The following is a 26361-nucleotide window of genomic DNA, read 5'->3' as shown; positions in this document are numbered from 1 at the left end:
GAAAAGGAGCTTTTTTGTCATTTATGCGATATAGACATGATTTTTTCGATAGATGAAGCCTAAGGAGGGAGAGGCAGTGACGGAAGAACGGGGGGGAGAACCTCTCCACAGAATGACCCGCGAGGAGAGCGAAGAGCATATCCGCAACAAGCTGGCCTTGCTGCCGGATAAGCCGGGCTGCTACCTTATGAAGAACGCGGAAGGCACGATTATTTACGTGGGGAAAGCCAAAGTGCTCAGAAACCGCGTGCGTTCTTATTTTACCGGAAGCCATGACGGGAAGACACAGCGGCTTGTGTCGGAAATCCGTGATTTCGAATATATCGTGACCTCAAGCAACATTGAGGCGCTTATCCTGGAATGCAACCTGATCAAACAGCATTATCCGCGCTACAACGTGCTGCTTAAAGACGACAAGTCGTTTCCTTATATCAAAATTACCCATGAAGAGCATCCGCGTCTGGAAGTGACTCGCAAGATCGTCAAAGACAAAGGGAAATATTTCGGGCCGTATCCGAACGCGTTTGCCGCGCAGGAGACGAAAAAGCTCCTGGACCGGCTGTATCCGCTGCGGAAGTGCAAAACGATACCGGACCGCGTCTGCTTGTACTACCACCTGGGCCAATGTCTGGCCCCGTGCGAGCATGATATCACGCAGCAGCAGAATGACGAGATGGTGCAGGGGATTGTACGCTTCCTGAACGGCGGTCACGAACAGGTCAAGCAGGAGCTGACCTCGAAGATGCACGCCGCGGCCGAAGATTTGAACTTCGAGCGGGCGAAGGAGCTGCGCGATCTGATCGTGAACATCGACGCGGTCATGGAGAAGCAGAAGATTACGACGACGGATGTGGTGGACCGCGATATTTTCGGCTATGTCGCCGATAAAGGCTGGATGTGCGTGCAGATTCTGTACATGCGCCAGGGCAAGCTGATCGAACGGCATGTGACCATGTTTCCGTACTATGGTGACGAGTACGAGGACTTCATCACTTACGTGATGCAGGTATACAGCGAGAACCCGGCGCTGCCGAAGGAAATTTTCCTGCCCGGACGCAGCCGGGAGGAGCTGCCGGCAGGAAGCCTGAGCGCCGGTATGGAGGCTGCGGCGGGAGCGGCTGTCCGTCCGTCCGGAGATGAGGGCGGATCAGCGGCTGAGAGCCTGCGGGAAGCCCCGGAAGAGGCGGTCTCGTCGCCGCCGCTCGCTGCGGAAGCTGAGGAACACGCCGCTGCCGATTCGCGCAGCATGCCGACGACCGCGGAGCAGAAAGACGTGAAGGAAGCGCTTGAGAGCTGGCTGAAAGTGAAAGTGCATTTTCCGCAGCGCGGGCTGAAAAAGCAGATGGTCGACATGGCCAAAGACAATGCGCGCGTCGGCCTGGAGGAGAAGTTCCGCCTCATCGAGCGGGACGCCCAGCGCACGGTGCTGGCTGTAGAAAATCTCGGCAGCTGGCTCGGTACGGGGCCTGTCACACGGATCGAAGCGTTCGACAACTCGAACATCCAGGGCTCCGATCCAGTGGCCGCGATGGTCGTCTTCACGGACGGGAAGCCGGACCGGAAGGAGTACCGCAAGTACAAGATCAAGACCGTACAGGGACCCGACGACTACGAGTCCATGCGGGAAGTCATCCGCCGCCGTTACGAGCGGGTGCTGAAAGAAAACCTTGCGATGCCGGATCTGATCATTGTGGACGGCGGCAAGGGGCAGATGTCGGTCGCGATCGACGTGCTGGAGAACGAGCTGGGGCTGTTTGTTCCGGTGTGCGGTCTTTCCAAGGACGCGAAGCATAAAACCGCGATGCTGCTGGCCGGCGATCCCGCCGAAGTCGTGCCGATTCCGCGCGACAGCCAGGAATTTTACCTGCTTCAGCGGATCCAGGACGAAGTCCACCGGTTCGCGATTACGTTCCACCGGGAGCGGCGGGCGAAGTCGATGGTCGTTTCGCAGCTCGATGCCATTCCGGGTATCGGGGAGAAACGCCGGAAGCTTCTGCTGAAGCATTTCGGGTCCGTGAAAAAAATCAAGGAGGCCGCAGTCGAAGACTTCCGGCCTCTGGGAATCGGCGAGAAGCTCGCCGCACAAATATTGACCGCCCTGCGGGGAGAACAAGAACAAGAGGAACCGTCCATTTGAGACGGTTCCTCTTTTTTTTGTGCAAGATGATCGTTTGCGTGACAACACTCGCTTATGTCGCTGTCCGGTTGCCATAGAATTCAGGCGCAGGGCGATGCCCGCTGCGAGTGGTTTGCGTTTCCGCTTCACTAGGCTGGGCCGGACCACGCGTCGGGTGACAGGGGTCAATCCAACGGCTGGTGCCGTTCAGCGGCAGGTGGCAGGCGGTAGGTGGGGGGTTGTGCCGTGTCAGCACCGAGTGCCTGGAAGTCTGCGGAAGTGCTTCTGCAGGCGGATGTAGTCGGACACTGACATTAGGACACCGCTTCAAGAAGCCGCTGCAGATCCTAGACGGGCCGCCGGTTGTGCCTGCCTGCGCGGGTCATCCCCCGCTTGTGGAGCCAGGATACCGCCAGGGCGACCGCTGCCGGCAGCGCCATATAGAGCAGGCCGAGCGCAGGCGTGCTTGCCGTCAGTCCTTCGCCCGTGAGCAGGGACAGGCCCATAAGGATGCTGTCCATGGCCGTATGGGCGAAAAGGGCGGTCAGGAACCCGTACCGCAGGAAGGCATAGCCGAATACGAGGCCGAGCACCGTTACCTCAATCAGCCTGGTGTACACGGGGTAGATCGGGTAGGCGGTGTGTCCCGCCGCCCAGATAAGGCTCGGCAGAAGCACGGCCAGCCATCTGTACCGGAGCAGCCTGCTGAACAGGGCGACGCCTAGCAGCCGGAAGGTGGCTTCCTCCGATATGCCCGCCGCCCAAGCCATCAGCGGAAGAAGGGCGGGCTGCAGCATGTTGCGGGGAGAGGACATCGGGTCGTTCACCGACCAGACGCCGAAGCCTTTCTCCGCCACAAGGAACAGCACCTGCTGGAGGCCGAGCAGGAAAAGGCAGAGCAGATACCCCTGCACCATGCCGCGGGTTACGCGCGAACCGAAGTCGGCGTCGCGCCAGCGGGGCATGACGGACTTTCCTTCGCGTCTCCACAAGGCTTCGCCCGCCGTGAAGGAGAAGTAGACGGCCGCGGCCATCAGCAGCGTGACGAAATTGATCAGCACGATCGAAAGCATCGCTTCCTGACCGCTTCTCGTCAGTGTGCTGCCGGCTTTGTAGGCCGGGTACATGTTGATGTTGTTCATGACGTAGATCACGGCATACACGGCCGTTAACAGGGCGCCCCGCGAAAAATCGACCGTCCTCCATTTAAGGACGGTGTAGCCCAGAGCGATCAGGGCCATCAGGCCGTTCCCCCACAAGCTGATGCGGGTCCACATGGAGGCGGTATCCTCCTGGTGCTCCAGCCATGAGGTAAAAGCGGCGGGAAGCCCGAACGACTGGGTGAACGAGGAAACGGAGGCGCCGTCCAGCTCCACACCGATCGTCAGCTTCGCGTCCCCGACAGGCTCTTTCTGCCGCTCGAACAGCAGCTGGCCGGATTTGGCGGCAGGAGGGCTGATCCGCTTGAACTCCGCCTCTTCGTAGCCCTGTCTTGTTATCGCGTCCCGGGCGAGCTTCTCCGCATCGGGGGCGGACACGGCCGCCCGCTCTTCGCCGCCGGTGCCGGACCAGCCGATGACGGCTTTCGTCGTCATGTGGATGTCGATGATCCACTTGCGGTCCGAGGGAGAAGGCTCGGCGACCTCTACCCGGTAGTAATCGACGGGTATCCGGCTGGCGTAGCTTTTGTCATACACCTTTTGAAGCTTCTCTTTGGTGAGATAGCCGCTCAGTTCCTTCTCCGATTGATAGCTGACGAAAGTACCGGGAGAGCCTCCGGCGGCAACGCTGCCTGTGCCGCTTTCGATAGCGGTGTCCGGCCGCTGCCGCAGCCATTCGACCGCCGCGTCCGCGGCCTGTTCTTTCGTAATGGAAGCAGCCGTTTCGTAAGGATCGGAACCGGCGGGAGCGGCCCCGGTATTGTAGATATAAACCACGGCCGCATACAGAAGGAATCCGGTCAGGGCCAGAAGCAGCAGCGGTTTATCCGGACCGTATTTTTTCATGGTCAGCTCCTTCACCGATCGTTTTTTTTACCGTATCACAGTTTGCGTAAGGATGCCAATTCGTGTCTCCCAGTTAGCTGCAGGAAGATTGTCTAAGTTTCCTCCCGTAAAATCCGGTTAAAAGGGCTTTGTGCTTGTTTAATAACAGATATATAATGCGGATGATCATTTCTTCGCACAACTTCATACGCCGAATTTCCGCAGGAAAACGGGGGAACCATACATTGGGGTGAATTTTACCGCTTGTGCCTGAATCGGGCAGGGTAAATAGGGTGGCCTGTACATCCGAATCCGTCAGCTAACTTCGTAGGCGACCAGCAGGAACCATAACCGAAAGGGCAGTGGGACTCCAGTGTCTTTTTTGTGCTTCATATAGGAGGAAATCATGTGCTAAAAAAGTCGAGATTTACGCCGCCGCAGATTCTCGTTCTCGGGTTCGCGCTCATTATTTTTATCGGCTCCGGCCTGCTGATGCTGCCGATCTCGTCAACGGACGGGCTTCCGCTTCCGTTCATCGACGCCCTCTTTACGGCCACCTCGGCTACCTGCGTGACAGGTCTGGTCGTGGTTGACACCGGAACGCATTTTACGACGTTCGGGCAAATCGTAATTATTTCGCTCATTCAAATCGGCGGCCTCGGTTTCATGAGTATGGCGACGCTTTTTGCCTTTATCCTGCGCAAGAAGATATCGCTCCGCGAAAGACTGCTGCTCCAGGAAGCCTTGAACCAGGGCAGCATGGAAGGCATTGTACGCCTTTTCCGGAAAGTACTGATTTACTCGCTGACGATCGAAGGAATCGCGGCCGTCCTGTTCACGGCCCGCTGGTCGATGGATCTGGGTTTTCCGAAGGGGCTGTACTATGGCATCTGGCACGCCGTTTCCTTTTTCAACAATGCGGGGTTTGACCTGTTCGGTCCGATCACGGGCCCCTTCACTTCGCTGACCGCTTACGCCGACGATTTTATTACCAATGTAGTGACGATGGCGCTCATCGTTCTGGGCGGAATCGGTTTTATCGTCATGTCCGATGTGATGGATTACCGGAAAACGAAGAGGCTGACCCTCCACTCCAAGGTGGTGCTGAGCGCCACAAGTATTCTGATCGTGACCGGAGCGCTCGTGATTTTCATCTTCGAGTATTCCAATTCAAAAACGCTGGGTTCGCTGGACTTCGGCGGCAAAATTCTCGCTTCGTTTTTTCAATCGGTCACACCGCGTACGGCGGGGGCGAACACGCTTGATCTCGCCGCTATCCGCCAGGCCACTCAATTTTTTATGATCATCCTGATGTTTATCGGTGCTTCTCCGGGATCTACCGGGGGCGGGATCAAGACGACTACGTTTACGATGCTTGTAGGAGCCATCGTCGCGATGGTGCGCGGTAAAGAAGATATCGTCTTCTTCCGCAACCGTCTCGGCAAGGAACGAATTTTGAAGGCGATCACGCTGACGATGTTTGCACTTTTTCTTGTTATTTTTGTCACCATGCTGCTGTCTACGACGGAAGATCACGAGTTTCTTATGATTTTATATGAAGTGACTTCGGCATTCGGCACCGTTGGACTCACCCTGGGGCTGACTACGAAGCTTACCCTGTTCGGTAAGGTCATGATCGCCCTCACCATGTTCGCCGGACGTCTCGGTCCTCTTACACTGGCATATGCGCTGCAGCCTAAGGCCGAGAAAGAGCTTTACCGTTATCCCGAAGGAAAAATCACGATAGGTTAAGGAGAAACAAAACAATGGCTTTCATTCAATATGCAGTTATCGGACTCGGACGCTTCGGTTCCAGTTTATCCAAAGAATTGACTCAGCTCGGGCATGAGGTGCTGGGCATTGACAGAGACGAAGAGAAAGTGGACGAGATGAGCGACAAGCTCACCCATACCGTAGTGGCGGACGCGACGGACGAAGAGGTTCTCCGCTCGCTCGGCGTCCGTAATTTCGACTGCGCCGTCGTGGCTATCGGGGACAACATCCAGGCGAGTATCATGGCCGCCATTCTGCTGAAAGAGCTTGGCGTCAAAACGGTCGTCGCGAAGGCGCTGACCGATCAGCATGCCAAAGTGCTGGAGAAAATCGGCGTGGACCGGATTATTTTTCCGGAGCGGGACATGGGCGTGCGGGTGGCTCATCAGCTGGTGTCGCCGAATCTTCTCGATTACATCGAATTGTCCAAAAACTACACGATCGCCGAGCTCGTCGTATCCCGGCGTATATCCGGCCTGACCTTGAAAGAGCTCGATCCGCGGGCCAAATACGGCTGCAGCATCGTCGCCATCAATAAAACGGACGACGTGATTATCGCGCCTACCGCCGAAGATGTCCTGCACGAGAAAGACGTCATGGTCGTGATCGGCACGAAGGAGCAGATCGATACGTTTGAGAGCCGCGTAATCCGGTAAGAAAAGGGGCGTATGCGCATGGAGAATAGTTTTACACAGCTCATTGATTATGAGCTGTATTTATTTATCCTGATCGTGGTTCTGGGCATGCTGTTCGGCAAATTGGCGGGGTGGCTCCGCCTGCCCGATGTGGCTCTTTTTCTGATCGCGGGAATGATTTTCGGACAAGCGTTTCACTGGATCGCCGAGCCGAGCAGCTCGCTGACCAACCAGTTCATTCTGATCATAGGCTCGACGCTCATTCTGTTCGACGGAGGACGCAATATCCGGCTGAGCGGGCTGAAGCATGTCTGGATCTCCGTCACACTGCTGAGCATCCCAGGGGTCATACTTACGTGCGGGGCGGTCGCGGCCGCTTCCCACTGGTTTCTCGGCCTGCCCTGGCTGCACGCGCTCCTGCTCGGCGCCATCATATCTTCCACCGATCCGGCTACACTCATTCCCGTGTTCAAGCAGGTGAGAATCCGGACCAAGGTGCGGGAGACGGTGGAGAGCGAGTCGGCATTCAATGACGCGACGGGCTCCATTCTTACCTTCTCGCTGATTGCCGTTCTTCTGGGAACGGAGCAGGTATCAGCCGCTTCGGGCATATGGCAGTTTGTGAAAACCGCCTTGGGCGGGCTGGCGGTCGGCGCCGTTATCGGGTATGCGGGAGCCTTCCTGACCGCGCACGTCAAAATCGGTTTTCTGCGCGATTACGCGACCATTCTGATGCTGGCGGCGGCTCTTGGCTCTTACCTGGCGGGCGAGCATCTGGGAGTCAGCGGTTTTATGGCGACGTTCACGGCCGGGCTCATCTGGGGCAACTCCGACGTCTTCAAGCTTCATATGGAGGATAAAAAGCAGGAGATGAACCATTTCTCGGAAAATGTGACTGTTCTGATGCGCATGCTGATTTTCATTCTGCTCGGCAGCCAGGTTAACTTTCCGCTGCTCCTCAAGTATTTGTGGCCGAGTCTCGGCATTATTTTCGTGTTCATGTTCATCGCCCGTCCGCTGGCCGTGCTTGTCTGCACGCTTCCGGACCGCAAAGCGAAATGGACCTGGAGAGAGATTGTGTTTATGTTTTGGGTGAGGGAAACCGGCGTTATTCCGGCGGCTCTTTCGGGCATGGTGGCGGGGCTTGGCATCGCCCATGCGGATCTGATCGCCTCCGTTACGTTTATGGCGGTGCTGATCACCATCCTGTTCCAGGCAAGCACCACGGCCTTTGTGGCGCGTAAACTGGGCCTTGAGGAGGCTGCTGAGGGCGGCAGCGGGGGCAAGGACAGCGTCCCGTCCGCGGAGCCGAGACCGCAATAACGGAAAGCTTGACTATCGGAGATAAAATCAATGAGGACCGAAACCGCCTTTGCTTCCAGCAGGGGCGGTTTTTTGACGAAGGCTCTGTTATCCCGAGTGTTTTTTACCAAAGAAAAATGAACCGCCCGATTCGGTGGTTCATTCTTCTTTGGCTTGTGAATTTTTCCCCTCATGATAGTCTTTCCATAATGGGCTGATGTATTTTTCCATTGTTTTTACGACGTCATCTCTTCGACTCTCTTCGATATTTACAGTATCGTTTGAAATATCATTTCTAACACGTATGAGCACAAATAAAGGAGGTAATGCAGCCTCACGGAGAGCCTTAATCATGATTTCTTCTTGGGGAGTAATATCCATAACTTATCTTGTTCCCTTTCTGCAGGTTATACAAATATTATAAGCCCTGACATTAGTGTCAGGGTCAAGCGGAAATAATCAATTCCACTATGCTGCCGATTGCTTCATTAAAAAGTCAACAACACAGTTTAACAAAGCATTGACGAAAAAAACCTCGCCAGGCCGTGCAGGGCCGCAAGGTTCTGTGCAACCGGCAGTGCAGGCACTACCGGCGGCTTCTTGGAGCATAGACGCAGGCTGAGGGCTTGGCCGTCATACAGGCATGACCGCATCTGGGTTCCAGGCGCCCGCGCGGCTGCCGCCCTTGCCGGGGCCCGGCTTACTGGCTCAAGCCCGCGAAATGCGCTTTGGCCTTGCGGATAAAATGCGCGACCGCCTCGTTCTGGTGAGTTTCCTTCACGAAAATCAGCGAGGTGGTCCGCGGCGTTTTCATAAGCTCGGGCAGTTCACGGACGCAGAGCCCGTCATGCTCGGACGAACGGTCGTGCAGGTACGACCTCGGCAGCAGCGTGGCCGCCTGGCACGTAACGACGAGCCGCATGATCGCTTCGAACGAGTCGATTTCCATTTTGACGTCGGGAAAAATGAAAAAGCGGTGAAACAGCTCGTCGGTGAGCACCCGGTACCAGGTGCCTTTGGAGAAGAGGATCATCGAGAGGCCGTTCAAATCGGCGATGGACAGCTCCTCGCGTTCCAGGTAAGGATGGCCCTGCGGCAGCACCAGACAAAGATGGTCGTCGAAAAGAGGCTCGCAGGCAAGGCCGGGCTGATCGATAGAAGAGGCGACGAGACCGATGTCGACTTTCTTTTCCTTGACCATCATGACGATCTCGTGAGTCTTGCCGGTGAGGGCTTTCATGTCCGTAGACGGATATTCCGCGAGGTACATCGTTACGAGCTCGGGCAGTGTGGTCTGCAGCGTGGTCAGACTCGCTCCGATGGTCAGGCTCATATGGCGCCCGGCGGTCTTATATTCGTACAGAGTCTGCATGAAGCGGCGTTCGCCCTGCCTCTGCTCCAAAGCATACTCGTATGCGATCTCGCCGGCCCGGGTCAAATCGAGTCGCTTGCCCTTCCGGGAGAAGAGCTGGACGCCGAGCTGCTCCTCCAGCTTCATGATCTTGCGCGATAAGGCAGGCTGCGACAAATTTAGCACCTGCGACGCTTTATTCAAGCTGGCCTGTTCGACAACGACAGCAAAAACGTCGAGATGTTCCATGATCCGTGCCTCCCTGGGGTTTAAATTCTTCTTATTATGCAAAAATATTATAATGAATATAAAAAAACAGCAATTCCATTATAAGCGATAAAGAGGTACGATGTATATGTCACCAGTTGTTCACAAAAATTTCGGCTCATTGTCGCTAATCCGAGGCAGGAAAAAGCGATGAGTGTGCCTTTTTTGGCGGTTGACGGTCCCCGGACAGGGGAGTACAATGGAATTTGGTTTTGTCTGGAATTGTCGAGACGTATCGTGTCGAGGCGAAAATTTGAGGGGGGAAGCATTACTAATGGGCAAGAACTCGTATTTTAACCGCAAGCTGCATTCCTTGCTTGGCGTTATTCCGGTTGGTTTCTTCTTGATCGAGCATTTGCTTACCAACTTTGAAGCAACTAAGGGACCTGAAGCGTTTGTGGATCAAATCAACTGGCTGAACAGCCTGCCGCTCGTGCTTGTGCTCGAGATCGTCGGGATCTGGATTCCGCTGCTGTACCACGCCGTTTACGGCCTGTACGTGGCGTTTACGGCCCGCAACAACGTAAGCCGCTACGGCTATTTCCGCAACCAGATGTTTTTGTGGCAGCGGATCACGGGGGTTCTTACCTTCCTGTTCGTGGCATGGCATTTCTTTGAAACGCGTTTTCAAGTGGCAATCGGCAACGTAGAGCATGAACGCTTAGGACAGACGATGCATGACATCGTATCTCAGCCTCTTTTGCTGACTATATACGTAATCGGCGTTATCGCCGCGTCTTTCCATTTTACAAACGGCATGTGGTCGTTCCTCGTCAGCTGGGGCATCACGGTGGGCCCGCGCGCCCAACGCGTATCTTCCTATATCTGGATCGGCTTGTTCCTTGTTATGTCCGTGATGTTCATCGCATCTCTCGTAGCATTTAAAGACCCGCAATTTCAGGAGCTTCCTGTCGTTAGCGGAATGATCGGAGGGGTGACCAGCAATGGCTAATTCAAAAGTAATTGTCGTCGGCGGCGGTCTGGCCGGCCTGATGGCAACCATTAAGGCAGCGGAAGCGGGTGTGCCCGTACAGCTTTTCTCCCTGGTTCCTGTAAAACGTTCCCACTCCGTGTGCGCCCAAGGCGGCATCAACGGTGCGGTTAATACGAAAGGTGAAGGCGACTCCACTTGGGAGCACTTTGACGATACGGTATACGGCGGCGACTTCCTCGCCAACCAGCCGCCGGTTAAGGCGATGTGTGACGCAGCTCCCGGCATTATCCACTTGATGGACCGGATGGGCGTTATGTTCAACCGGACACCGGAAGGTCTTCTTGATTTCCGCCGTTTCGGCGGTACGAAGTACCACCGTACGGCATTTGCCGGCGCTACGACAGGCCAGCAGCTGCTTTACGCGCTCGACGAGCAGGTCCGCCGTTTCGAAACAGCGGGACTCGTGACGAAGTTCGAGCACTGGGAATTCCTCGGCGCGGTCATCGATGACGACGGCGTCTGCCGCGGAATTGCGGCCCAGGATCTGCGCAACATGGAAATTCAGACTTTCTCTTCCGATGCCGTTATTATGGCAACCGGAGGTCCCGGCATCATTTTCGGCAAAACAACGAACTCCGTTATCAACACCGGTACGGCGGCAAGCGCCGTGTACCAGCAGGGCGTTTACTACGCGAACGGCGAGTTCATCCAGATTCACCCGACCGCGATTCCGGGCGACGACAAGCTTCGCCTGATGTCCGAATCCGCGCGCGGTGAAGGCGGACGCGTATGGACGTATAAAGACGGCAAGCCTTGGTACTTCCTTGAGGAGAAATACCCGGCTTACGGAAACCTGGTACCGCGTGATATCGCGACCCGTGAAATTTTCCACGTTTGTAACGACCTGAAGCTCGGCATCAACGGCGAGAACATGGTTTACCTGGATCTGTCTCACAAAGATCCGAAAGAACTGGACGTTAAGCTGGGCGGCATCATCGAAATTTACGAGAAATTCACAGGCGACGATCCGCGGAAGCTTCCGATGAAGATTTTCCCTGCGGTTCACTATTCGATGGGCGGCATCTGGGTCGATTACAACCAAATGACGAACATTCCGGGCTTGTTCGCGGCAGGCGAGTGCGATTACTCCGTTCACGGGGCGAACCGTCTCGGCGCGAACTCCCTCGTATCCGCTATTTTCGGCGGTATGGTGGCAGGTCCTAAAGCAATCGAATATATCCAAGGTCTCGACAAGCATGTGGAAGATATGTCCACCGCCATGTTCGACCGCGAGAAGCAGAAGCACACCGATCGTTACGAAAGCCTGCTTAAAATGGACGGCAAGGAAAATGCTTATGTCATCCACAAAGAGCTCGGCGAGCTGATGACTTCGAACATGACCGTCGTGCGTTACAACAAAAACCTTGAAGATACGATCGTCAAGATTAAAGAATATAAAGAACGTTTCCAGAATATCAACATGACGGATACTGCACGCTGGAATAACCAGGGTGTGGCCTTCACGAGACAGCTCTGGAACATGCTCGAACTTTCCGAAGCGATGACGCTGGGCGCTCTTCTGCGTAACGAGAGCCGCGGCGCTCACTACAAGCCGGAGTTCCCGGAACGCGATGACGACAACTTCCTGAAGACGACCAAAGCGAAGTGGACGCCTCAAGGTCCGGTTATCGAATACGAGGACGTAGACGTATCGCTTATCGCACCGCGTAAACGCGATTACACTACGGACAAGAAGAAGAAAGAGAAAGAGGGAGGGCATTGATCATGGCCGAAGCGCAAGCAGCAGTACCAAGCAAAACGGTCAAGTTTATCGTCACCCGTCAAGACAGCCCGGAATCGGCTCCTTACAAAGAGGAGTTTGAAATCCCGTACCGTCCGAATATGAACGTGATCAGCGCTTTGATGGAAGTTCAGCGCAATCCGACAAAAGCGGACGGCGGCGAAACGACTCCGGTTTGCTGGGAATCCAACTGTCTCGAGGAAGTATGCGGCGCCTGCTCCATGATTATCAACGGCAAAGCGCGTCAAGCCTGCGCTGCCTTGATCGACAAACTGGAGCAGCCTATCCGCGTTGAACCGATGCGTACGTTCCCGGTCGTAAGAGACCTGGTTATCGACCGCACCCGGATGTTCAACGCCCTCAAGAAAGTAAAAGCTTGGATTCCGATCGACGGTACGTACGATCTGGGTCCCGGACCGCGTATGGCGGAATCGAAGCGTCAGTGGGCTTACGAGCTTTCCAAGTGCATGACGTGCGGCGTATGTCTCGAAGTTTGCCCGAACGTAAACGAGAAGACAAGCTTCATCGGTCCTGCCGCGGTTTCGCAAGTCCGCCTGTTCAACTCCCACCCTACGGGTGAAATGAACAAGGACGAGCGTCTCGATACGCTGATGGAAGACGGAGGCATCGAGGGCTGCGGTAACTCGCAGAACTGTGTGCGTTCCTGTCCGAAAGGCATTCCGCTCACGACTTCCATTGCGGAGATGAACAAGGACACCACGAAACGTCTGTTCAAAAAATGGTTGGGCATGTAATCACGCCTGCCCCGCATAGAATAATGAATACGGCACTTCCGCGCAGCACTTCCGCGCGGAAGTGCTTTTGTTATGAAAAGAAAATCTGCGGCATGCTAATGAAATAAAGCGTTCCACGCCGTTAGTTCGGTAAGAGAGAAGAGGAGCACATCATGTGGAAAGCGATTATTCTGGTATTCCTGGGAGCATGCAGTTACGGGATGCTCTCTACGTTCGTTAAATTCGCGTATGACGCGGGTTTCGAGCCGGGTGAGGTAGTTGGCGCCCAGAACTTGTTCGGCACGCTGATCTCGCTTGTACTCGTTCTGGCGCTCTCCCGCTATAAGATGAAGCCGGGGCAGTGGATTCCGCTGCTTATGGTGGGGCTGACAACCGGTTCGACCGGTATTTTATATTACAATTCCCTGCAGACGGTTCCGGCCTCCATTGCCATCGTGCTGCTGTTCCAATTCACCTGGATCGGCGTCATTCTGGAAGCGGTGCTGGAACGCAAAAGACCGAGCCGCGCGAAGGCGGTCTCCCTCGTTCTGCTCCTGATCGGAACGGGATTGGCCTCCGGAGTGGCCGACCTCGGCTCCATCGATTTACCCGTAACGGGAGTGGTTCTTGGCCTGCTGTCCGCCGTGACATATACCGGTTTTATTTATTTCAGCGGCAAGGTGAGCACGGGAGTTCCGGCCATTAACCGGACGTTGATGATGAATATGGGAGGGCTTCTGCTCGTATTCGTATATCATACGCCGAGTTTTATATGGAACGGCGCGCTCGGTGAGGGGCTCTGGAAATATGCGCTGCTCGTGGGGTTGTTCGGAGTTGTGATTCCGACCGTGTGCTTTAACTACGGCATGCCGAAGCTGGGTACGGGTCTGGGTTCCATTCTGGGAGCTGCCGAGCTGCCCGTAGCCGTCGTGCTGTCGGCGGCGGTGCTTCGGGAAAACGTATCATTGATGCAGTGGGCGGGCGTCCTGCTTATTCTTTTCGGAATCGCCTATCCTCACCTGCGGAGGGGAAAAGCAGGGGAGCTTAAGCCGGCTTGATTTGGAGGCGCAGCCGACCCCATCTTGCGGGAAAACATAGAAAGAGCCGGAACGCGTCAGCGTTTCGGCTCTTTTCTTTGCAAGGATGTGCTTTTAGCTTTATGGAAGGGAAGCCTGAGGCTTGTAAGGTTTAGGGAAAAAAGCATTTTAGCGGCAGCCGCGCGGGTTTCCGGCGGGGCGAACTTGTCACGAAGCCGCTGGAAGCTTAAGAGCTGAAAGCGCGGGTCGGCTCCCTGACCGGTCTCCAACTATCGGTAGTAGAACTGAGGCGCATGAACACCGCAACATCCGCTGCATGGGTCGTCTGCTGCCCACAGGCTAGTCTGCTGCCACAGCTTAGCCTGCCTTCCGTATCCGCGGACACTCACGCCCTTACAGGTCGTTCGTCAGCACGACTTTGCCGATCGCGCTGCCCGACTCCAGGCGGCGGTGAGCTCCCGCCGCGTCGCGGAACGTGAACCGCTGCTCGTCCAGCAGCGGGCGCAGATGGCCTTCGTCGGCCAGGCGTGCAAGACGCTCCAGCGTCTCGCCCTGATGCTTGCGGCCGACGCCGGTCAGAAGCGGCAGCACGGTGAACACCACGTGCAGCGTTAACCCTTTCGCATGAAGCGGGCTGAGATCATGCGTGGAGCGGGCGGCGATGGCGACGACATGGCCGCCCGTGCGCGCGGCGGCGAAGGAACGGTCGAGGTTATCCTTCCCGACCGTGTCGAACACGACGCCGAAGCCCTGGCCGCCGGCCGTGCATCTGCGGACGTAATCCTCTACCGGTTCCGTCCGGTAGTTGATAACGCCGTCCGCGCCCAGCCGCGAAGCGATGTCCAGCTTCGCGCCGGAGGATGCCGTCGCGTAGACATCGGCACCGGCCCATTTCGCGAGCTGGACCGCGACATGGCCGACCCCGCCTGCGGCGGCATGCACAAGCACCTGCTGGCCGGGCTGAAGCCGCGCCCGGTCGAACAGCCCCTGCCAGGCGGTAAGCGCCACGACGGGCAGGGCCGCCGCCTCGCTCATCGAGAGCGAGGCGGGCTTGCGGGCGATGAGCTCCGCATCGGCCAGCATGTATTCGGCGAGTGCGCCGCCGAAGCCCTTGAAGCCCCCGGCAAAGCCGTACACTTCGTCGCCCGGCCGGAACTTCGTCACGCCTTCGCCCACGGCTTCGACGGTGCCTGCCACGTCGCCGTGCAGGACTGCCGGAGCATGCGGAGCGAGATGCGGCATAAGCCCCTGGCGGATCCGCGTGTCGATCGGATTCACGCCGCTGGCTGCAACGCGGATAAGCACGTGTCCGGGAAGGACGGCGGGGGTAGGAATTTCTCCGACGGAGAACGATTCCGGAGCGCCGAATGTTTCGAGAAGAACTGCTTTCATGGGAAGCACCTCCGATAGGTTGACTGGGATGGAACCATTAGATCCATTATAAATCACCCGGCATAAGAATGGTACAAGCCCGGAAAAGCGAAAAACACCGGACCCCTTTAGGGAAAACCGGTGTTTTGCAATGCCGTTTGCCTATCATGTCACAGCTTGTTTATGAACGGGAGGCAGAGAATTTTCCTGGTGCTTTTCCTCCCGGTGCTTCAGAAATTCCCGGCCGTATTCGCCGTGAGGATGAATGCCCGCATGTTCCATTTGAATGGTGGAATGCGTAATGCCGTACTTTTCCTTCAGCGTTTCGTTAATGGCGAGAATGATGCAGAAAGGTTGGATTTTGTCATCGATAAAAACGTGCGCGGTCAGAGAGTAATGATCGGTCGAAATCGCCCAAAGGTGCATTTCATGGACATCTTCGACGCCTTCGACGTTACCGATGTCCCCGCGGATTTCCTCCAGATTAAACTTGGCGGGAACGGATTCCATAAGAATGAGGAAAGATTCTTTAATGATCCGGCTGCCGCCGATGAAAATAATGCCGCCGATTACGATACTGATCAGGGGATCGAACCAAAGCAATCCCGTAAAGTAAATGATGACCGCCGAAATGATAACTCCTACGGAGCTGAGCAAGTCACCGATAAAATGCCAGAGAGCGCTCTGGACATTGAGATTCTCCTCTTCCTCCATGCTGCGGTGCAAAACCAGTGTGAGCACCAGATTGACCACGAATCCGATGGAGGAGATGATGAGCATAAGTTTGAAATCAATGTTCTGCGGATCGTAAAAGCGCTTGATTCCTTCGACAAGGATTCCGATAGCGATGACGGCCAAGGCCAGCCCGTTGAGGAAGGAGGCGATAATTTCAAACCGCAGAAAGCCGAACGTATACCGGCTGTTAGGTTCTCTTGAGGCCAGGTAAATGGCGGTCATGCTGAGTCCGAGCGCAATAACGTCTGAGATCATATGCGCGGAATCGGAGAGAAGGGCAAGGGAATTCGACATAATCCCTCCGACAACTTCGACAATGGTGAAAAATAACGTGAGCAGAAGGGTAATCCACAGCGTACGCTTGGAAGTGGATTGTTCCTTTACATGGTCAAGATGATGATAATCGGTCATGGCTTGTACCTTCTTTCCGGCTTTTGTTATATGAATGAACGGACGATAGTAGACACTTTACCAGGTTGTTCTGTTGGAATTATACGTCACGTCCCGAAATCCTGCAACGGCTGTTCTATGAAATAGTCAAAAGCGGATTTTTCATAGGCGAATGCTGCCGAACACGGGGAAGTTGCTGTCGGAATATAAGAGAACGCTTTCAATTTTGTTACATAAATGAAACATTTCTGTTACGTTCCTATAATGTAAGGGAGGTATTATAATAACCAAGACCCCCTTTTTAATATACAACGTTTCAGGCTTACCCCGTTGGTAAGCCTGCTTTTTTTGTCCGGAAACCTTTCTGCATCCGCTGCCATAATGTCCGGCAGCCTCAGAATGAGTACGCTGCATCGTGAATATAAGTTGTATCCGATGTTACGGACGCTTTTTTCCTGTATGATCTCCGGTAGGGAGGGGAAGCTATTCCAGGCAGTCCGTGAAGGCGCCCAAACTACGTTACCGGAGGGACTACACGATGTATAACAATTACAATCAACAGCTGCAGCACTGTCAGCAAACGGTTCAACAGCTTATCCAGCAAACGCAGCAGGCAAGTGCCGTATACCAGCAGCTGCTTCAGCAAGAGCAGCAGAACGCCCAGCAGCTGGAACAGCTTGCCCAAAGAGAGCGTCAAGCGAGCCAGATTATCCAAACGGCTCTTCAAGGCCACAGCCGTGCCGTCCAGCAATTGCAGCACGTGTCGCAAATTTGCGGGCAGCTGGAGCAATCTTTCAACAATACCGCTATCTACTCCCAGCAAAATAACAATTCCGCCAACTACCGCTTCCAGTAATTTCGTTACTGCCTGATAACGGTTCAAAAGCAGACTGCTGAGGCTTAATGCAGTTAGAGTGTTCTTTCCGCTGCTTCCGTTAAGTGCGGGAATGCTCAAGCAATCTCAGCTTAGAATCAAAAAGAAACCGGCCGTTTGACGGCCGGTTTCTTTTTGACTTTTTATAAACGCGGGGAAGTTACAAGGAAACGAGAACCCGCTCTTTATTGCGGAAGAAACACCATTCTTTAAAGCCGATTTCTTTCAGCCGCTTGCTTACCAGCTCGAAATCGTCGCCGACACGCTGGGGAACATGGGCGTCCGAGCCGAAAGTGACTTTTACCCCGTAATGAAGGGCACGTTCCAGTATAAGATCGGACGGATACCAGCCCCCGACGGTTTTGGTTTTGCCGGAGGTATTGATTTCAATCGCCACGTCCTCTTCCGCGATGACTTTCAAAGTTTCGTCCACTTTCGGAGTGGGGATGTCCGAGAAAGCGGGATAGAATCCTTTCATCGCGTCGATATGACCCAGTATCTGAAACAGTCCGGCTCTGGCCGACTGCTGGATCAGATCGTAGTAAGTTTCTTTATGGACGATATGCTGGGCTTCGTCAAGCCCTTTCCACCGGTTTTTGTTAAAAATGCTGACGCCTCCGGACAAGTGCACCGATCCTATAATATAGTCGAAAGGGAATTTCTCATACATGGAACGGTACAAGTCCAGATGCTCCGGGAAAAAGTCGGATTCGACGCCAAGCAGCACTTCGATTTTGCCCGCGTATTCTTTCTTCAGGCTCAGCACTTCATCCACATAGGCGGCGAAAGCGCTTTTGCCCATGGCAATCCCGGGAAACAGCTGGTCCTGCTCGCTGTAAAAATAAGGGGAGTGATCCGAAATGCCGATCACGGACAAGCCCGCTTCCACCGCCGCGTCTACGTAGTGACGGATGGTCCCCGTTGCATGCCCGCATCTTTCGTTGTGCGTATGAAGATCGAATTTCATTAGTAGCCCTCCTATTCGGAACCGAGAAATTGAGTTTCCGGCATTCCTTTCAAATCCTGCAGGAACTGATGCATCGCAGAGTTGAGATAGCGGCCGGATTTGTACACAACACCGACGGGATGAGTGATATCGAGCTCGTCTACTTTCACCATTTTCAGTGTTCCGTGGTCGAGATCGTTGACGACAGACAACTTGGAGATGATGGCGGCGCCGAGATTCAGCTCTACCATCCGTTTGACTTCTTCGCTGCTGGACAGCTCCATAACGATTTGCGGGTTGATATCGTACGTCTTGAACACCTGATCCACGAACCGGCGTCCCGCCGTTTCCGGCGACAGCATGATAAAGGGCAGATTGCGCAGCTTCTCGATGGAAATATGTGCGTACCGGCTAAGCGGGTGACTGGTGGAGACGATGAGCTCGAACGTGTCGTAGTACAGGACGGAAGCTTCCAGAGACGGATACTTTTCGTAGAGATATGAAATGCCGATATCTACACTGCCGTTGTCGACACTGGCCATAATTTGCGAAGAGGTCATGGAATGAATGGTGGTTTTGATTAAAGGGAACTGGTCCTGAAAATAAAACAGAACCCGCGGTAAAATTTGCATGGCAATGGACGTGGTCGTCCCGATATGGATATGGCCCTGGGGAGTCTGGCTCAGATCGGCCAGCCGCTGCTTCAAATCCTCGACGGTGCGGAGGATTCTCTCGGCATGCTCCAGAAACAGCTTGCCGCTGTCCGTCAGCGTTACAGGCTGGTTGCGGTCGATCAGAATCGTCCCGAACTCTTCTTCCAAGCTTCTAATCTGCGCAGATACGGCCGGCTGCGTCAGGTTGAGAAGTTCGCCTGCCTTACGGAAACTCATCGTCTTGGAAATCGTGATGAGCGTCTCCAATTGATTGAGATTCATGGGCAGCCCTCCGATATAAGTAAAATTTATCGAAACATATAACGAGATAACTTAAATTTAGTTTTATTATAAAGGATCGCCGGGGAGAGTTCAACGAACGTTTGTAAATAAATGACAAACGGTTCGGCGTACGGTCGGTCAGGTCGGGTTTGACGGAAGAGGGGGAAACGGGCATCCTTTCTCAAAAGGAATCCCGCTTCACATGGATAAGATTCCGTGTACTTTCCGGCATCAGGCCGGATTATTTCATAAGGCTGTTCCATAAATGAGGCAGGTCGCGGCAAATCAGGTCCGGTTCGTTCCCGGACTTCGAAATCTGTTCTTGAACGTTCGTTTCCGTGGCAAGGCCAGTAAGCACGAGGGCGGTCCGGCAGCCGGCCGCTATCCCTCCGCCGATGTCCGTCGCGGTATTGTCGCCGATCACCCATGTGTCTTTCGCCTCCAGTTCCAGACGGGCCAAAGCATAGTTCATAATAATCGGCGACGGCTTGCCGATAACGACCGGATTGGCGCCGGAAGCGGTCCGGATGAGGGCGCCAATAGAGCCCGCTCCGGGAATCAGGCCGCTGTCGGACGGAAGCAGGTGGTCCGGGTTCGTCAGGATATACCGGGCGCCGCCGAGCAGATGCCTGACCGCCGATGCCAGCTTGTCGTAGGTGAGCTGCCGGTCGATACCCTGAACGACATAGTCCGGCTCCTTCTCGGTAAGCTCGAATCCGGCTTCCTGCAGAGCGTTCTGCAGTCCTGCTTCGCCGATGCAGAAAACACGCTTCCCGCTGCCGTGTTCCAGCAAATACTGGGCGGATGCCATGGCCGTCGTGTACACGCGGTCGGGGCCGATTTCTATGCCCATTCCGTTCAAATGGCCGGCTACGTGTTCCGGCGAGCGGGACGAATTGTTGGTTACAAGGAGATAAGGAAGACCGTTCTCCTTGAGCCGCTCCACAAACTCCTTCGCGCCCGGTATGGCTTCGTTCCCTTTGTACAATGTGCCGTCCAAATCAATTAAAAATCCGTGCATGTTTTGTTCACCTCACCTTTAATCGTACCAAACGGAATGCTTCCTCACAAGCGGGGTCATTTATGACGTGCAAAGCGGTTCGGCGGCGTCTAATCCGGTAAACGTCTGATTCGTTTATGACCGCATGATGAAAATACGGAAATCGGCAAGTAGGTCCGCCGCTCGATTCTTTTCCCGATTGCCTCCGCTTTATAGGTCCAATGATAAGAAAGTCTCAAATCTGACATGGATAAAATAGGACAAAAGAAGTATACGGACAAAGAATTTTACTATATAATGTAGAAAAATGTGTAAGTTGGTTCGTGAAAAATCCGACATGAGTGCCTAAACCGGAGGGACGGTTTGATCACCTTGTGAAATCAATTTGTTGTTCCTATATGTTGGTAAAGGGGTTAAAGAGCACATGAAAGCGGAATACATCAATCCTTTTCTGGAATCCGCGCGGATTGTCATCGAACAAGTCGCGAACGTGCGTCCGACTACCGGTAAATTGTCTGTCAAAGATATTTACTTTATCGAACGTTATGTATGGATACAAATCGGTATGACCGGTCAAATGCAGGGAAACATACGCTTCGGCTTTGAAGAGTCAACGGCGCTACGGATGGTTTCCGCTATGATGGGCGGATTTATTTTGACCGAACTGGACGAAATGGGACACAGCGCGATTTCCGAGCTCGGCAACATGATCAGCGGCAACGCCAGCACGATCTTGTACAATCAGGGCATCAAGGTTGACATTACACCCCCCAAGGTTGTCACGGGAGACATTCATGAGGTGGATGCACTGAAAGCGCTGACGGTTCCTCTGCTCATGGACGGAATCGGAGAATTGGATATTCAGGTTCTTCTCGCTTAGATTAACCCGATCAAGCCGGAGAGCCGCGGAAAGACTGCTTCTATAGGAAGCAGTCTTTTTTTGATTTCTTTTTTACGGGACGGAGAAGAAGGCGCGGCCCATTTGTGAGCCAAATTCTACGAAATTTTATAATTATCAAACTCTCCCATCCGCCGCACCGGTCTCAAAGCGCCGCTCTCAGTAAACACGGCGGAATAAAATCCTCCCGCCCGCCACCGCCTGGTGAAGAAAAGCCGCGTAAGGTATACTAAGCCTACAAGCGTCACCGGAAGGAGAAGAAGCACATTCATGAATATTGAAGGCAAAATAGTCGTCATCACCGGGGCCTCCAGCGGAATCGGCGCGCAGACCGCGCGGGCGTTGGCGCAGCGCGGAGCCGTGCCCGTCCTTATGGCACGGTCGCGGGACAAGCTGGAAGAGCTGGCGGCAGAGATCGGCGGGCAGTGCGGCGTGTACCGGCTCGATGTGCAGGACACCGCCGAAGTGAACCGGGTATTCGCCGAAGTTACGGCGAAGTACGGACGGATCGACGTTCTTATCAACAACGCGGGATTCGGCGTATTCGAACGGTTTGTGGACGCCCCGCTGGAGCAGTTCGAAGAGATGATGGACGTGAACTACCTGGGCATCGTCCGCTGCACGAAAGCGGTTCTCCCGGCCATGATCGCATCGGGCTCCGGCCACATCGTCAATATCGCTTCCATGGCCGGCAAAATCGGATCGGCGAAATCGTCCGGATATTCCGCCACCAAGCACGCCGTGCTCGGCCTGACTAACTCGCTGCGCCAGGAACTGGCCGGCACCGGGGTCCGGCTGAGCGCCGTCAACCCGGGCCCGATCGACACCCCGTTCTTCGAACGGGCTGACCCTACGGGGAACTACGTCAAGAACATCAGCTGGTTTATGCTGAAGCCCGAGCGGGTGGCCGGGGCGATCATTCGCGCGGTCGAGAAAGACAAAGCGGAGATCGACCTCCCTTTTATAGCGGGAATAGGCACGAAATTGTATTCGCTGTTTCCCCGCCTGCTGGATAAATCCGCGCAGCGTATGCTGAACAAGAAATAAGCCAAGAAAAAAAGCGGCTCTCCCCAGAAGGAGAATCGCTTTTTTAATCCGTTGTTTGGTGCGGCAAAACTTGCGGGAAAAAAACGGGAACCGGCCGCTCCGGTCAGAAGCCCTGGTTTTGACCGGTCGTTCTGCTTACTTCCTGAACGATTTCTTCGTCCGTCAAGCCGTGAGCGTTGATGACGGAAGCGGAGGTGACGGCGTCCGCAAAGCCCATCACATTCTGGTCCAAACCGGAAATGACCACGCAGGACGCTCCGTCCGCCTGATTTAACGAGGTAACCTCGTAGCCGCTGCTCTGCAGGGCCTGTTTGACACTGGACAAGTTGTCTTCGACTGCGATTTTAGACATATGCCTTTGCTCCTTTATAAGGGATCTCCGGCTTATTGTGGCTGTGGAGACGGAATCTTATTCAGGCTTGCCCCGGCTCGCTTTCTGCCGCTCGTTAAGATCGCGTATTTCCTCGAAAATCGCCCGGACTTGCGCTTTGGCTTCGGGATGCGAGCCGTTCCAGTGATTCGTCAGGGCGGGCATCGCTTTATGTAAGTGTTGATAGATGGCCCAGATTTTTATTTTCTCGGTCATTTCGGAGGAATCGTCTCCGGTCAACAGCTCGGCCGCTTTGGATACGAGGGCGTTAAACTCGTTTTCGAATTCTTGACTCATAAGATCATTCCTTCCGTATGAAAATAAGATACTTCCAGTCTATCGGAAGCCAGGGGGACTGTAAAGTTCCAGCGCGGAGGCAACCCCATCCGCATCTGTTCATTCTTGCAATCACGACGTTTACATACAAGGAGGCTGTACAACCATGTCGGAATCCATTCAATCGGGGAAAAAAATCAGCACCCTCTCGCCGGTCACCTTGTCGCCTGCCGTGCGCGCGGCAGGCGGAAGCGAAGCGGGAAGCCTGAAAGACGGCCAGCTCCTGGAGCGGGAGCTGTTGTCCCGGCACGCGAGAAACGTGTCGCTGTACGTTGTGACGTATGCGGCCCAGGGACTTCGCGTGAAAGGTTACCTGGCCGTGCCGGATCACGCGGAGCCGCTGCCGGCCGTCGTCTACTGCCGGGGAGGCATCCGGCGTGTAGGAATGGTCCGGATCCGCCGGATCGTTTCGATGGCGCGGCGGGGCTGTGTCGTCTTCGCGCCCTTCTACCGCGGCAACGAAGGGGGAGAAGGACGCGAGGACTTTGCCGGTGAGGACCGGTACGATGTGTATCACGGGCTGCTGATGCTGCGGGATCTGCCCGAGGTCGCTTCCGTACCGGTCTCGCTGATCGGCTTCTCCCGCGGCGCCCTGATGGCGCTGCTGGCCGCCCGAGACTGCGAGGAAGTCGGCCCCGTCGTCGTATGGGGCGGCGTCAGCGACCTTCACGACACGTATGAGGAGCGGGTCGACCTGCGGCGCATGCTCAAACGGGTTGTCGGCCATCCCCTCAAGCAGGCGGATGAATATATCCGCAGGTCGCCGGCCAGATGGGCCGACCTTATCGACTCTCCCGTACTGATCGTGCACGGAACCGCCGATCCGCAGGTTAACGTTTCGCACGCTTACAAGCTGGCAGCGGCGCTTGAACATGCGGGCAAAGACCACACCATGCTCATTTACGAAGGGCTTGAGCACCGTTTTCCGAAAGAAATGGACGAAGTGGCGCTGGACGAGGTATTCCGCTGGATGGAGCAAAAAAGAAATGAAATAGAAGGGAAGAAAAGCAAAAAAGAAGAAAATTAGTTTAAAATTCCTAATTAAAAACAGAAAAAAACCTCCATTTCAGGAGCTGAAAATGGCGTTATCCCGCCTGTATTTATACGAAATGAGACTTAGAAGCAGGTTTGGATAGAAATGTAAGCTTTTTCTGTAAATATAATGATTTTTTTTGCTGTTTAATATTGTTAACTCCCTCGCTATAGCCTAATATGAATTTTAGGAATGGTTTACATAAGGGGGATGTCTCATGTCAAAGTACATGATTCATTTGTTTACATCGAATTACTTCCACCTGGATAAAAGCCTCCAGGAAAAAATATATAAAGAATTCCATGTCATGGTCTATCCGACCATTTATTTTATCCTGCAAGATCACAATCTGGTCGAGGATATTATTCAGGAATCGTTTCTCCGCGCGATCGACAAGGCTCCTCAGTTGAAGGAAACGGAGAAATATGAAAGCTGGCTGAAGAAGCTGACGCGCAACGTGACGCTTAACTACCTGCAGAAACATAAGCGCAACCGCAACGAACTGGATTCGGAGATTACGCTGACGCTAAGGGAAACCGCCCCGGCATACGAGGCCGGCAGCACACCGCTGGAGAAGGAGGTTGAACTGAAGATCATGCAGGAAGCGATAAGCCATTACGTGAACCAGCTCAGCCCCGCTTACCGGCAGATTCTGGCGATGAAAGTCGTTCAGAACATGTCTTACAAGGAAATGGCCGAGGAGATGAACGTGACGGAAGGCGTCATCCGGCAGCGTCTGTACCGTGCGCGCGAAGCGATCCGGCAAATGCTTTTGGAGGAATGGGATTTTCTTAAATAAGCGCTTCACGCAGGCCAATACTACCCGTTAAGGGGTGGGAAAAGCGGTCAAGCCCCGCAGCCCATCCTTTTTTGGCGTGATTCCGGTTTGTTACCGGGAGCTTCCTCGCGTATAATGTAGACAAACAACAACGGTATACAGAAAAGAGGTTCTTCATGTACGACAATTTTGAACAGCTGCAAATCGCCCCCGTCTGGGCGGAAAAGTTGAAGGAACGGGGGATAGCCAAACCGACGGCCGTTCAGGCCGAGGCGATCCCGCTCATTCTTACGGGACGGGACGCTATTGTGCAGTCGCAAACGGGAACGGGCAAAACGCTCGCATTCCTGCTTCCGGCCCTGCAGCGGATCGATGTGAACGCGAAGCATGTCCAGGCGGCCATCATCGTTCCGACACGGGAGCTCGGCATGCAGATTTTGCGCGTGGCGGAAGATCTGATCGGCGACGGCCCCATCAAGTGTCAGGCTCTGATCGGAGGAGCGGCTCTGGCCCGGCAGGTGGAGAAGCTTAAGAAGGGCTCTCCGCACCTGATTATCGGTACCCCCGGCCGCATCAACGAGCTGATCAAGGCTCGTAAACTGAATGTGCATCATGTATCCACGCTGATCGTGGATGAAGTCGATCACGTGCTGGAGCTGGGCTCCATGAAAGAAGTTTATGCGATCTTTAAAGCCTTGCAGCGCTCGTCGCAGTCGCTGTTCTTCTCGGCGACCATTCCGGCCGAGATCGGGCAAGCGGCGGAAAGCCTGATGAACGATCCCGCCGAGATCCGGATCAATCCCGACCAGCGTACGGCTTCCACGCTGGAGCATTTCGCTTTTAACTGCGAAGCCCGCAATAAAATCGACACGCTCCGCCGGATCGTCCGCCTTTACGAACCGCCCAAAGCGATGGTGTTCGTCAATGCGACGGCCGACGTGTCCGAAGTCGTATCGAAGCTGCAGCACCTCGGCTTGTCCGTGGAGGCGCTCTACGGGGAGGCCGGCAAGCAGCAGCGGGCGAACGTCATGCAGTCGTTCCGCGAAGGCAAGTTCCAGCTGCTGCTGGCTACCGATGTCGCGGCCCGCGGGCTCGACATCGAGGAAGTGACGCATGTCATCAACCTCGACATGCCGCTTAACGCCGAGTACTACCTGCATCGTGCAGGGCGTACCGGAAGAATGGGCCGCAGCGGAACCGTGATCTCGATCGTCGCTCCGAAGGAGCGGTTCATCATCGATAAGTTCCGCAAGGCTCTGCGCATCTCCATCGACGAGAAGGAGATGTACGAGGGCCGGGTGGTCGACGCCGGCGAAGGCCCGCGCAGCGGCTTCCGCGGCGCACCGCGCCGGGATGACGCGGGCGGCGGGGCAGCCCGCGTACCGGGCCCGGCCCGGAGCGCATCCAGCGACGAAGCGGGAGCCCGCCGCGGCGGAGCCTCCGGCGCGGGCGGGGAGCGCCTCTCCGCGGACCGCCGCGGGGAGAGCGGCCGCAGCGGCGCGCCGGCCGGTACGGGCCGGGGCAGCGCAGGCTCAGCCGCCCGGAGCGGTACGGCCGAGGGACGCGGAGGAGCGGCGCGCGGAAGCTCCGCGCAGCAGCCGGCCTCGCGCAAGGCCGCCCGCAAGCAGGAGACCGCCCAGGACCGCAAAAACAAAGGCGCGCCGAAATGGCTGAAAGCCAAAAGAGACGGCGACGGAAAATAACCGTGGCCGA

The 26361-nt window shown here is 55.1% G+C and carries 24 protein-coding genes and 1 riboswitch; of the genes, 14 read left to right on the top strand and 10 right to left on the bottom strand.

What is annotated here, in order from left to right; translation table 11 throughout:
- Positions 1 to 112 precede the first annotated feature (112 nt).
- Positions 113 to 2137 (top strand): excinuclease ABC subunit UvrC, encoded by a 2025-nt coding sequence (gene uvrC / locus C4S74_RS13635; RefSeq protein WP_181024425.1) that lies wholly within the window; start codon positions 113 to 115, stop codon positions 2135 to 2137.
- Between the two features lie 326 nt (positions 2138 to 2463).
- Here the strand turns inward: uvrC and C4S74_RS13630 are convergent, their stop codons facing one another.
- Positions 2464 to 4122, bottom strand: coding sequence for a CPBP family intramembrane glutamic endopeptidase (locus C4S74_RS13630; protein WP_103995856.1), 1659 nt, complete (start codon positions 4120 to 4122; stop codon positions 2464 to 2466).
- 178 nt (positions 4123 to 4300) lie between these two features.
- Positions 4301 to 4449, top strand: a riboswitch (cyclic di-AMP (ydaO/yuaA leader).
- A gap of 60 nt (positions 4450 to 4509) precedes the next feature.
- Between C4S74_RS13630 and C4S74_RS13625 the strand changes: the two genes are divergently transcribed.
- Genes C4S74_RS13625 through C4S74_RS13615 form a run of 3 tightly spaced genes read left to right on the top strand, consistent with a single transcriptional unit; the run spans position 4510 to position 7832 of the window.
- Positions 4510 to 5853 (top strand): TrkH family potassium uptake protein, encoded by a 1344-nt coding sequence (locus C4S74_RS13625; RefSeq protein WP_103995855.1) that lies wholly within the window; start codon positions 4510 to 4512, stop codon positions 5851 to 5853.
- A gap of 14 nt (positions 5854 to 5867) precedes the next feature.
- A complete protein-coding gene (locus C4S74_RS13620; protein WP_103995854.1) occupies positions 5868 to 6530 on the top strand; it encodes a TrkA family potassium uptake protein in 663 nt (220 codons plus the stop codon).
- 18 nt (positions 6531 to 6548) lie between these two features.
- Complete coding sequence (locus tag C4S74_RS13615) at positions 6549 to 7832, top strand: sodium:proton antiporter (RefSeq protein WP_103995853.1); 1284 nt, start codon at positions 6549 to 6551, stop codon at positions 7830 to 7832.
- 138 nt (positions 7833 to 7970) lie between these two features.
- Here C4S74_RS13615 and C4S74_RS13610 read toward each other — a convergent pair whose 3' ends face one another.
- Both C4S74_RS13610 and C4S74_RS13605 read right to left on the bottom strand, forming a co-directional pair.
- Positions 7971 to 8192, bottom strand: a complete 222-nt coding sequence (locus C4S74_RS13610) for a hypothetical protein (RefSeq protein WP_103995852.1) — start codon at positions 8190 to 8192, stop codon at positions 7971 to 7973.
- Between the two features lie 319 nt (positions 8193 to 8511).
- Positions 8512 to 9411, bottom strand: coding sequence for a LysR family transcriptional regulator (locus C4S74_RS13605; RefSeq protein WP_103995851.1), 900 nt, complete (start codon positions 9409 to 9411; stop codon positions 8512 to 8514).
- Between the two features lie 292 nt (positions 9412 to 9703).
- On the opposite strand from C4S74_RS13605, the gene C4S74_RS13600 reads away from it, so the two are divergent.
- The 4 genes from C4S74_RS13600 (at position 9704) to C4S74_RS13585 (ending at position 13956) form a co-directional block, all read left to right on the top strand.
- Positions 9704 to 10381 (top strand): succinate dehydrogenase cytochrome b558 subunit, encoded by a 678-nt coding sequence (locus tag C4S74_RS13600; RefSeq protein ID WP_042233415.1) that lies wholly within the window; start codon positions 9704 to 9706, stop codon positions 10379 to 10381.
- Positions 10374 to 12146, top strand: coding sequence for a succinate dehydrogenase flavoprotein subunit (sdhA, locus tag C4S74_RS13595; RefSeq protein WP_103995850.1), 1773 nt, complete (start codon positions 10374 to 10376; stop codon positions 12144 to 12146). Before C4S74_RS13600 ends, sdhA begins: the two co-directional genes overlap by 8 nt.
- Before the next feature lie 2 nt (positions 12147 to 12148).
- Positions 12149 to 12919, top strand: a complete 771-nt coding sequence (gene sdhB, locus C4S74_RS13590; RefSeq protein ID WP_103995849.1) for a succinate dehydrogenase iron-sulfur subunit — start codon at positions 12149 to 12151, stop codon at positions 12917 to 12919.
- A gap of 152 nt (positions 12920 to 13071) precedes the next feature.
- Complete coding sequence (locus C4S74_RS13585; RefSeq protein ID WP_103995848.1) at positions 13072 to 13956, top strand: DMT family transporter; 885 nt, start codon at positions 13072 to 13074, stop codon at positions 13954 to 13956.
- Between the two features lie 372 nt (positions 13957 to 14328).
- Here C4S74_RS13585 and C4S74_RS13580 read toward each other — a convergent pair whose 3' ends face one another.
- Both C4S74_RS13580 and C4S74_RS13575 read right to left on the bottom strand, forming a co-directional pair.
- Entirely contained in the window at positions 14329 to 15327 is a 999-nt protein-coding gene (locus C4S74_RS13580; protein ID WP_103995847.1) for a zinc-dependent alcohol dehydrogenase family protein, read from the bottom strand.
- Positions 15328 to 15471: 144 nt separating this feature from the next.
- Positions 15472 to 16452, bottom strand: coding sequence for a cation diffusion facilitator family transporter (locus C4S74_RS13575; protein WP_103995846.1), 981 nt, complete (start codon positions 16450 to 16452; stop codon positions 15472 to 15474).
- 517 nt (positions 16453 to 16969) lie between these two features.
- Between C4S74_RS13575 and C4S74_RS13570 the strand changes: the two genes are divergently transcribed.
- Complete coding sequence (locus C4S74_RS13570; protein WP_258042482.1) at positions 16970 to 17287, top strand: hypothetical protein; 318 nt, start codon at positions 16970 to 16972, stop codon at positions 17285 to 17287.
- Between the two features lie 178 nt (positions 17288 to 17465).
- Here C4S74_RS13570 and C4S74_RS13565 read toward each other — a convergent pair whose 3' ends face one another.
- From C4S74_RS13565 to C4S74_RS13555, 3 genes are all read right to left on the bottom strand, one after another.
- Entirely contained in the window at positions 17466 to 18272 is an 807-nt protein-coding gene (locus C4S74_RS13565; RefSeq protein ID WP_103995845.1) for a histidinol-phosphatase, read from the bottom strand.
- Between the two features lie 11 nt (positions 18273 to 18283).
- Complete coding sequence (locus C4S74_RS13560; RefSeq protein ID WP_103995844.1) at positions 18284 to 19186, bottom strand: LysR family transcriptional regulator; 903 nt, start codon at positions 19184 to 19186, stop codon at positions 18284 to 18286.
- 241 nt (positions 19187 to 19427) lie between these two features.
- Entirely contained in the window at positions 19428 to 20207 is a 780-nt protein-coding gene (locus C4S74_RS13555; RefSeq protein WP_103995843.1) for a TIGR01457 family HAD-type hydrolase, read from the bottom strand.
- 403 nt (positions 20208 to 20610) lie between these two features.
- Here C4S74_RS13555 and C4S74_RS13550 point away from each other — a divergent pair, with 403 nt between their 5' ends.
- Together C4S74_RS13550 and C4S74_RS13545 are read left to right on the top strand one after the other, a co-directional pair.
- On the top strand, positions 20611 to 21066 hold the full coding sequence (locus tag C4S74_RS13550) for a chemotaxis protein CheX (RefSeq protein ID WP_042233396.1): 456 nt from the start codon (positions 20611 to 20613) through the stop codon (positions 21064 to 21066).
- Positions 21067 to 21354: 288 nt separating this feature from the next.
- Positions 21355 to 22131: an SDR family oxidoreductase gene (locus C4S74_RS13545; protein WP_181024412.1), complete on the top strand. Its 777-nt coding sequence runs from the start codon at positions 21355 to 21357 to the stop codon at positions 22129 to 22131.
- A 103-nt stretch (positions 22132 to 22234) separates the two neighbouring features.
- On the opposite strand, the gene C4S74_RS13540 is transcribed toward C4S74_RS13545, so the two are convergent.
- Both C4S74_RS13540 and C4S74_RS13535 read right to left on the bottom strand, forming a co-directional pair.
- Positions 22235 to 22483, bottom strand: a complete 249-nt coding sequence (locus tag C4S74_RS13540) for a YkuS family protein (protein WP_103995841.1) — start codon at positions 22481 to 22483, stop codon at positions 22235 to 22237.
- 57 nt (positions 22484 to 22540) lie between these two features.
- Positions 22541 to 22798, bottom strand: coding sequence for a DUF2573 family protein (locus tag C4S74_RS13535; RefSeq protein ID WP_103995840.1), 258 nt, complete (start codon positions 22796 to 22798; stop codon positions 22541 to 22543).
- A gap of 145 nt (positions 22799 to 22943) precedes the next feature.
- Between C4S74_RS13535 and C4S74_RS13530 the strand changes: the two genes are divergently transcribed.
- The 3 genes from C4S74_RS13530 (at position 22944) to C4S74_RS13520 (ending at position 26351) form a co-directional block, all read left to right on the top strand.
- The gene (locus tag C4S74_RS13530; protein ID WP_103995839.1) at positions 22944 to 23864 is read left to right on the top strand and encodes a S9 family peptidase; all 921 of its coding nucleotides are present in this window, start codon (positions 22944 to 22946) and stop codon (positions 23862 to 23864) included.
- A gap of 223 nt (positions 23865 to 24087) precedes the next feature.
- Positions 24088 to 24669, top strand: a complete 582-nt coding sequence (locus C4S74_RS13525; RefSeq protein ID WP_103995838.1) for an RNA polymerase sigma factor — start codon at positions 24088 to 24090, stop codon at positions 24667 to 24669.
- A gap of 155 nt (positions 24670 to 24824) precedes the next feature.
- Positions 24825 to 26351 carry a DEAD/DEAH box helicase gene (locus C4S74_RS13520; RefSeq protein WP_103995837.1) on the top strand — a complete coding sequence of 509 codons (1527 nt, stop codon included), beginning with the start codon at positions 24825 to 24827 and terminating at the stop codon, positions 26349 to 26351.
- The last annotated feature ends 10 nt before the right edge of the window (positions 26352 to 26361 follow it).

This window comes from Paenibacillus sp. UNC499MF, assembly GCF_900107975.1.
Classification (GTDB): Bacteria; Bacillota; Bacilli; order Paenibacillales; family NBRC-103111; genus Paenibacillus_F.
This window is presented reverse-complemented; position numbering and strand designations above follow the sequence as displayed.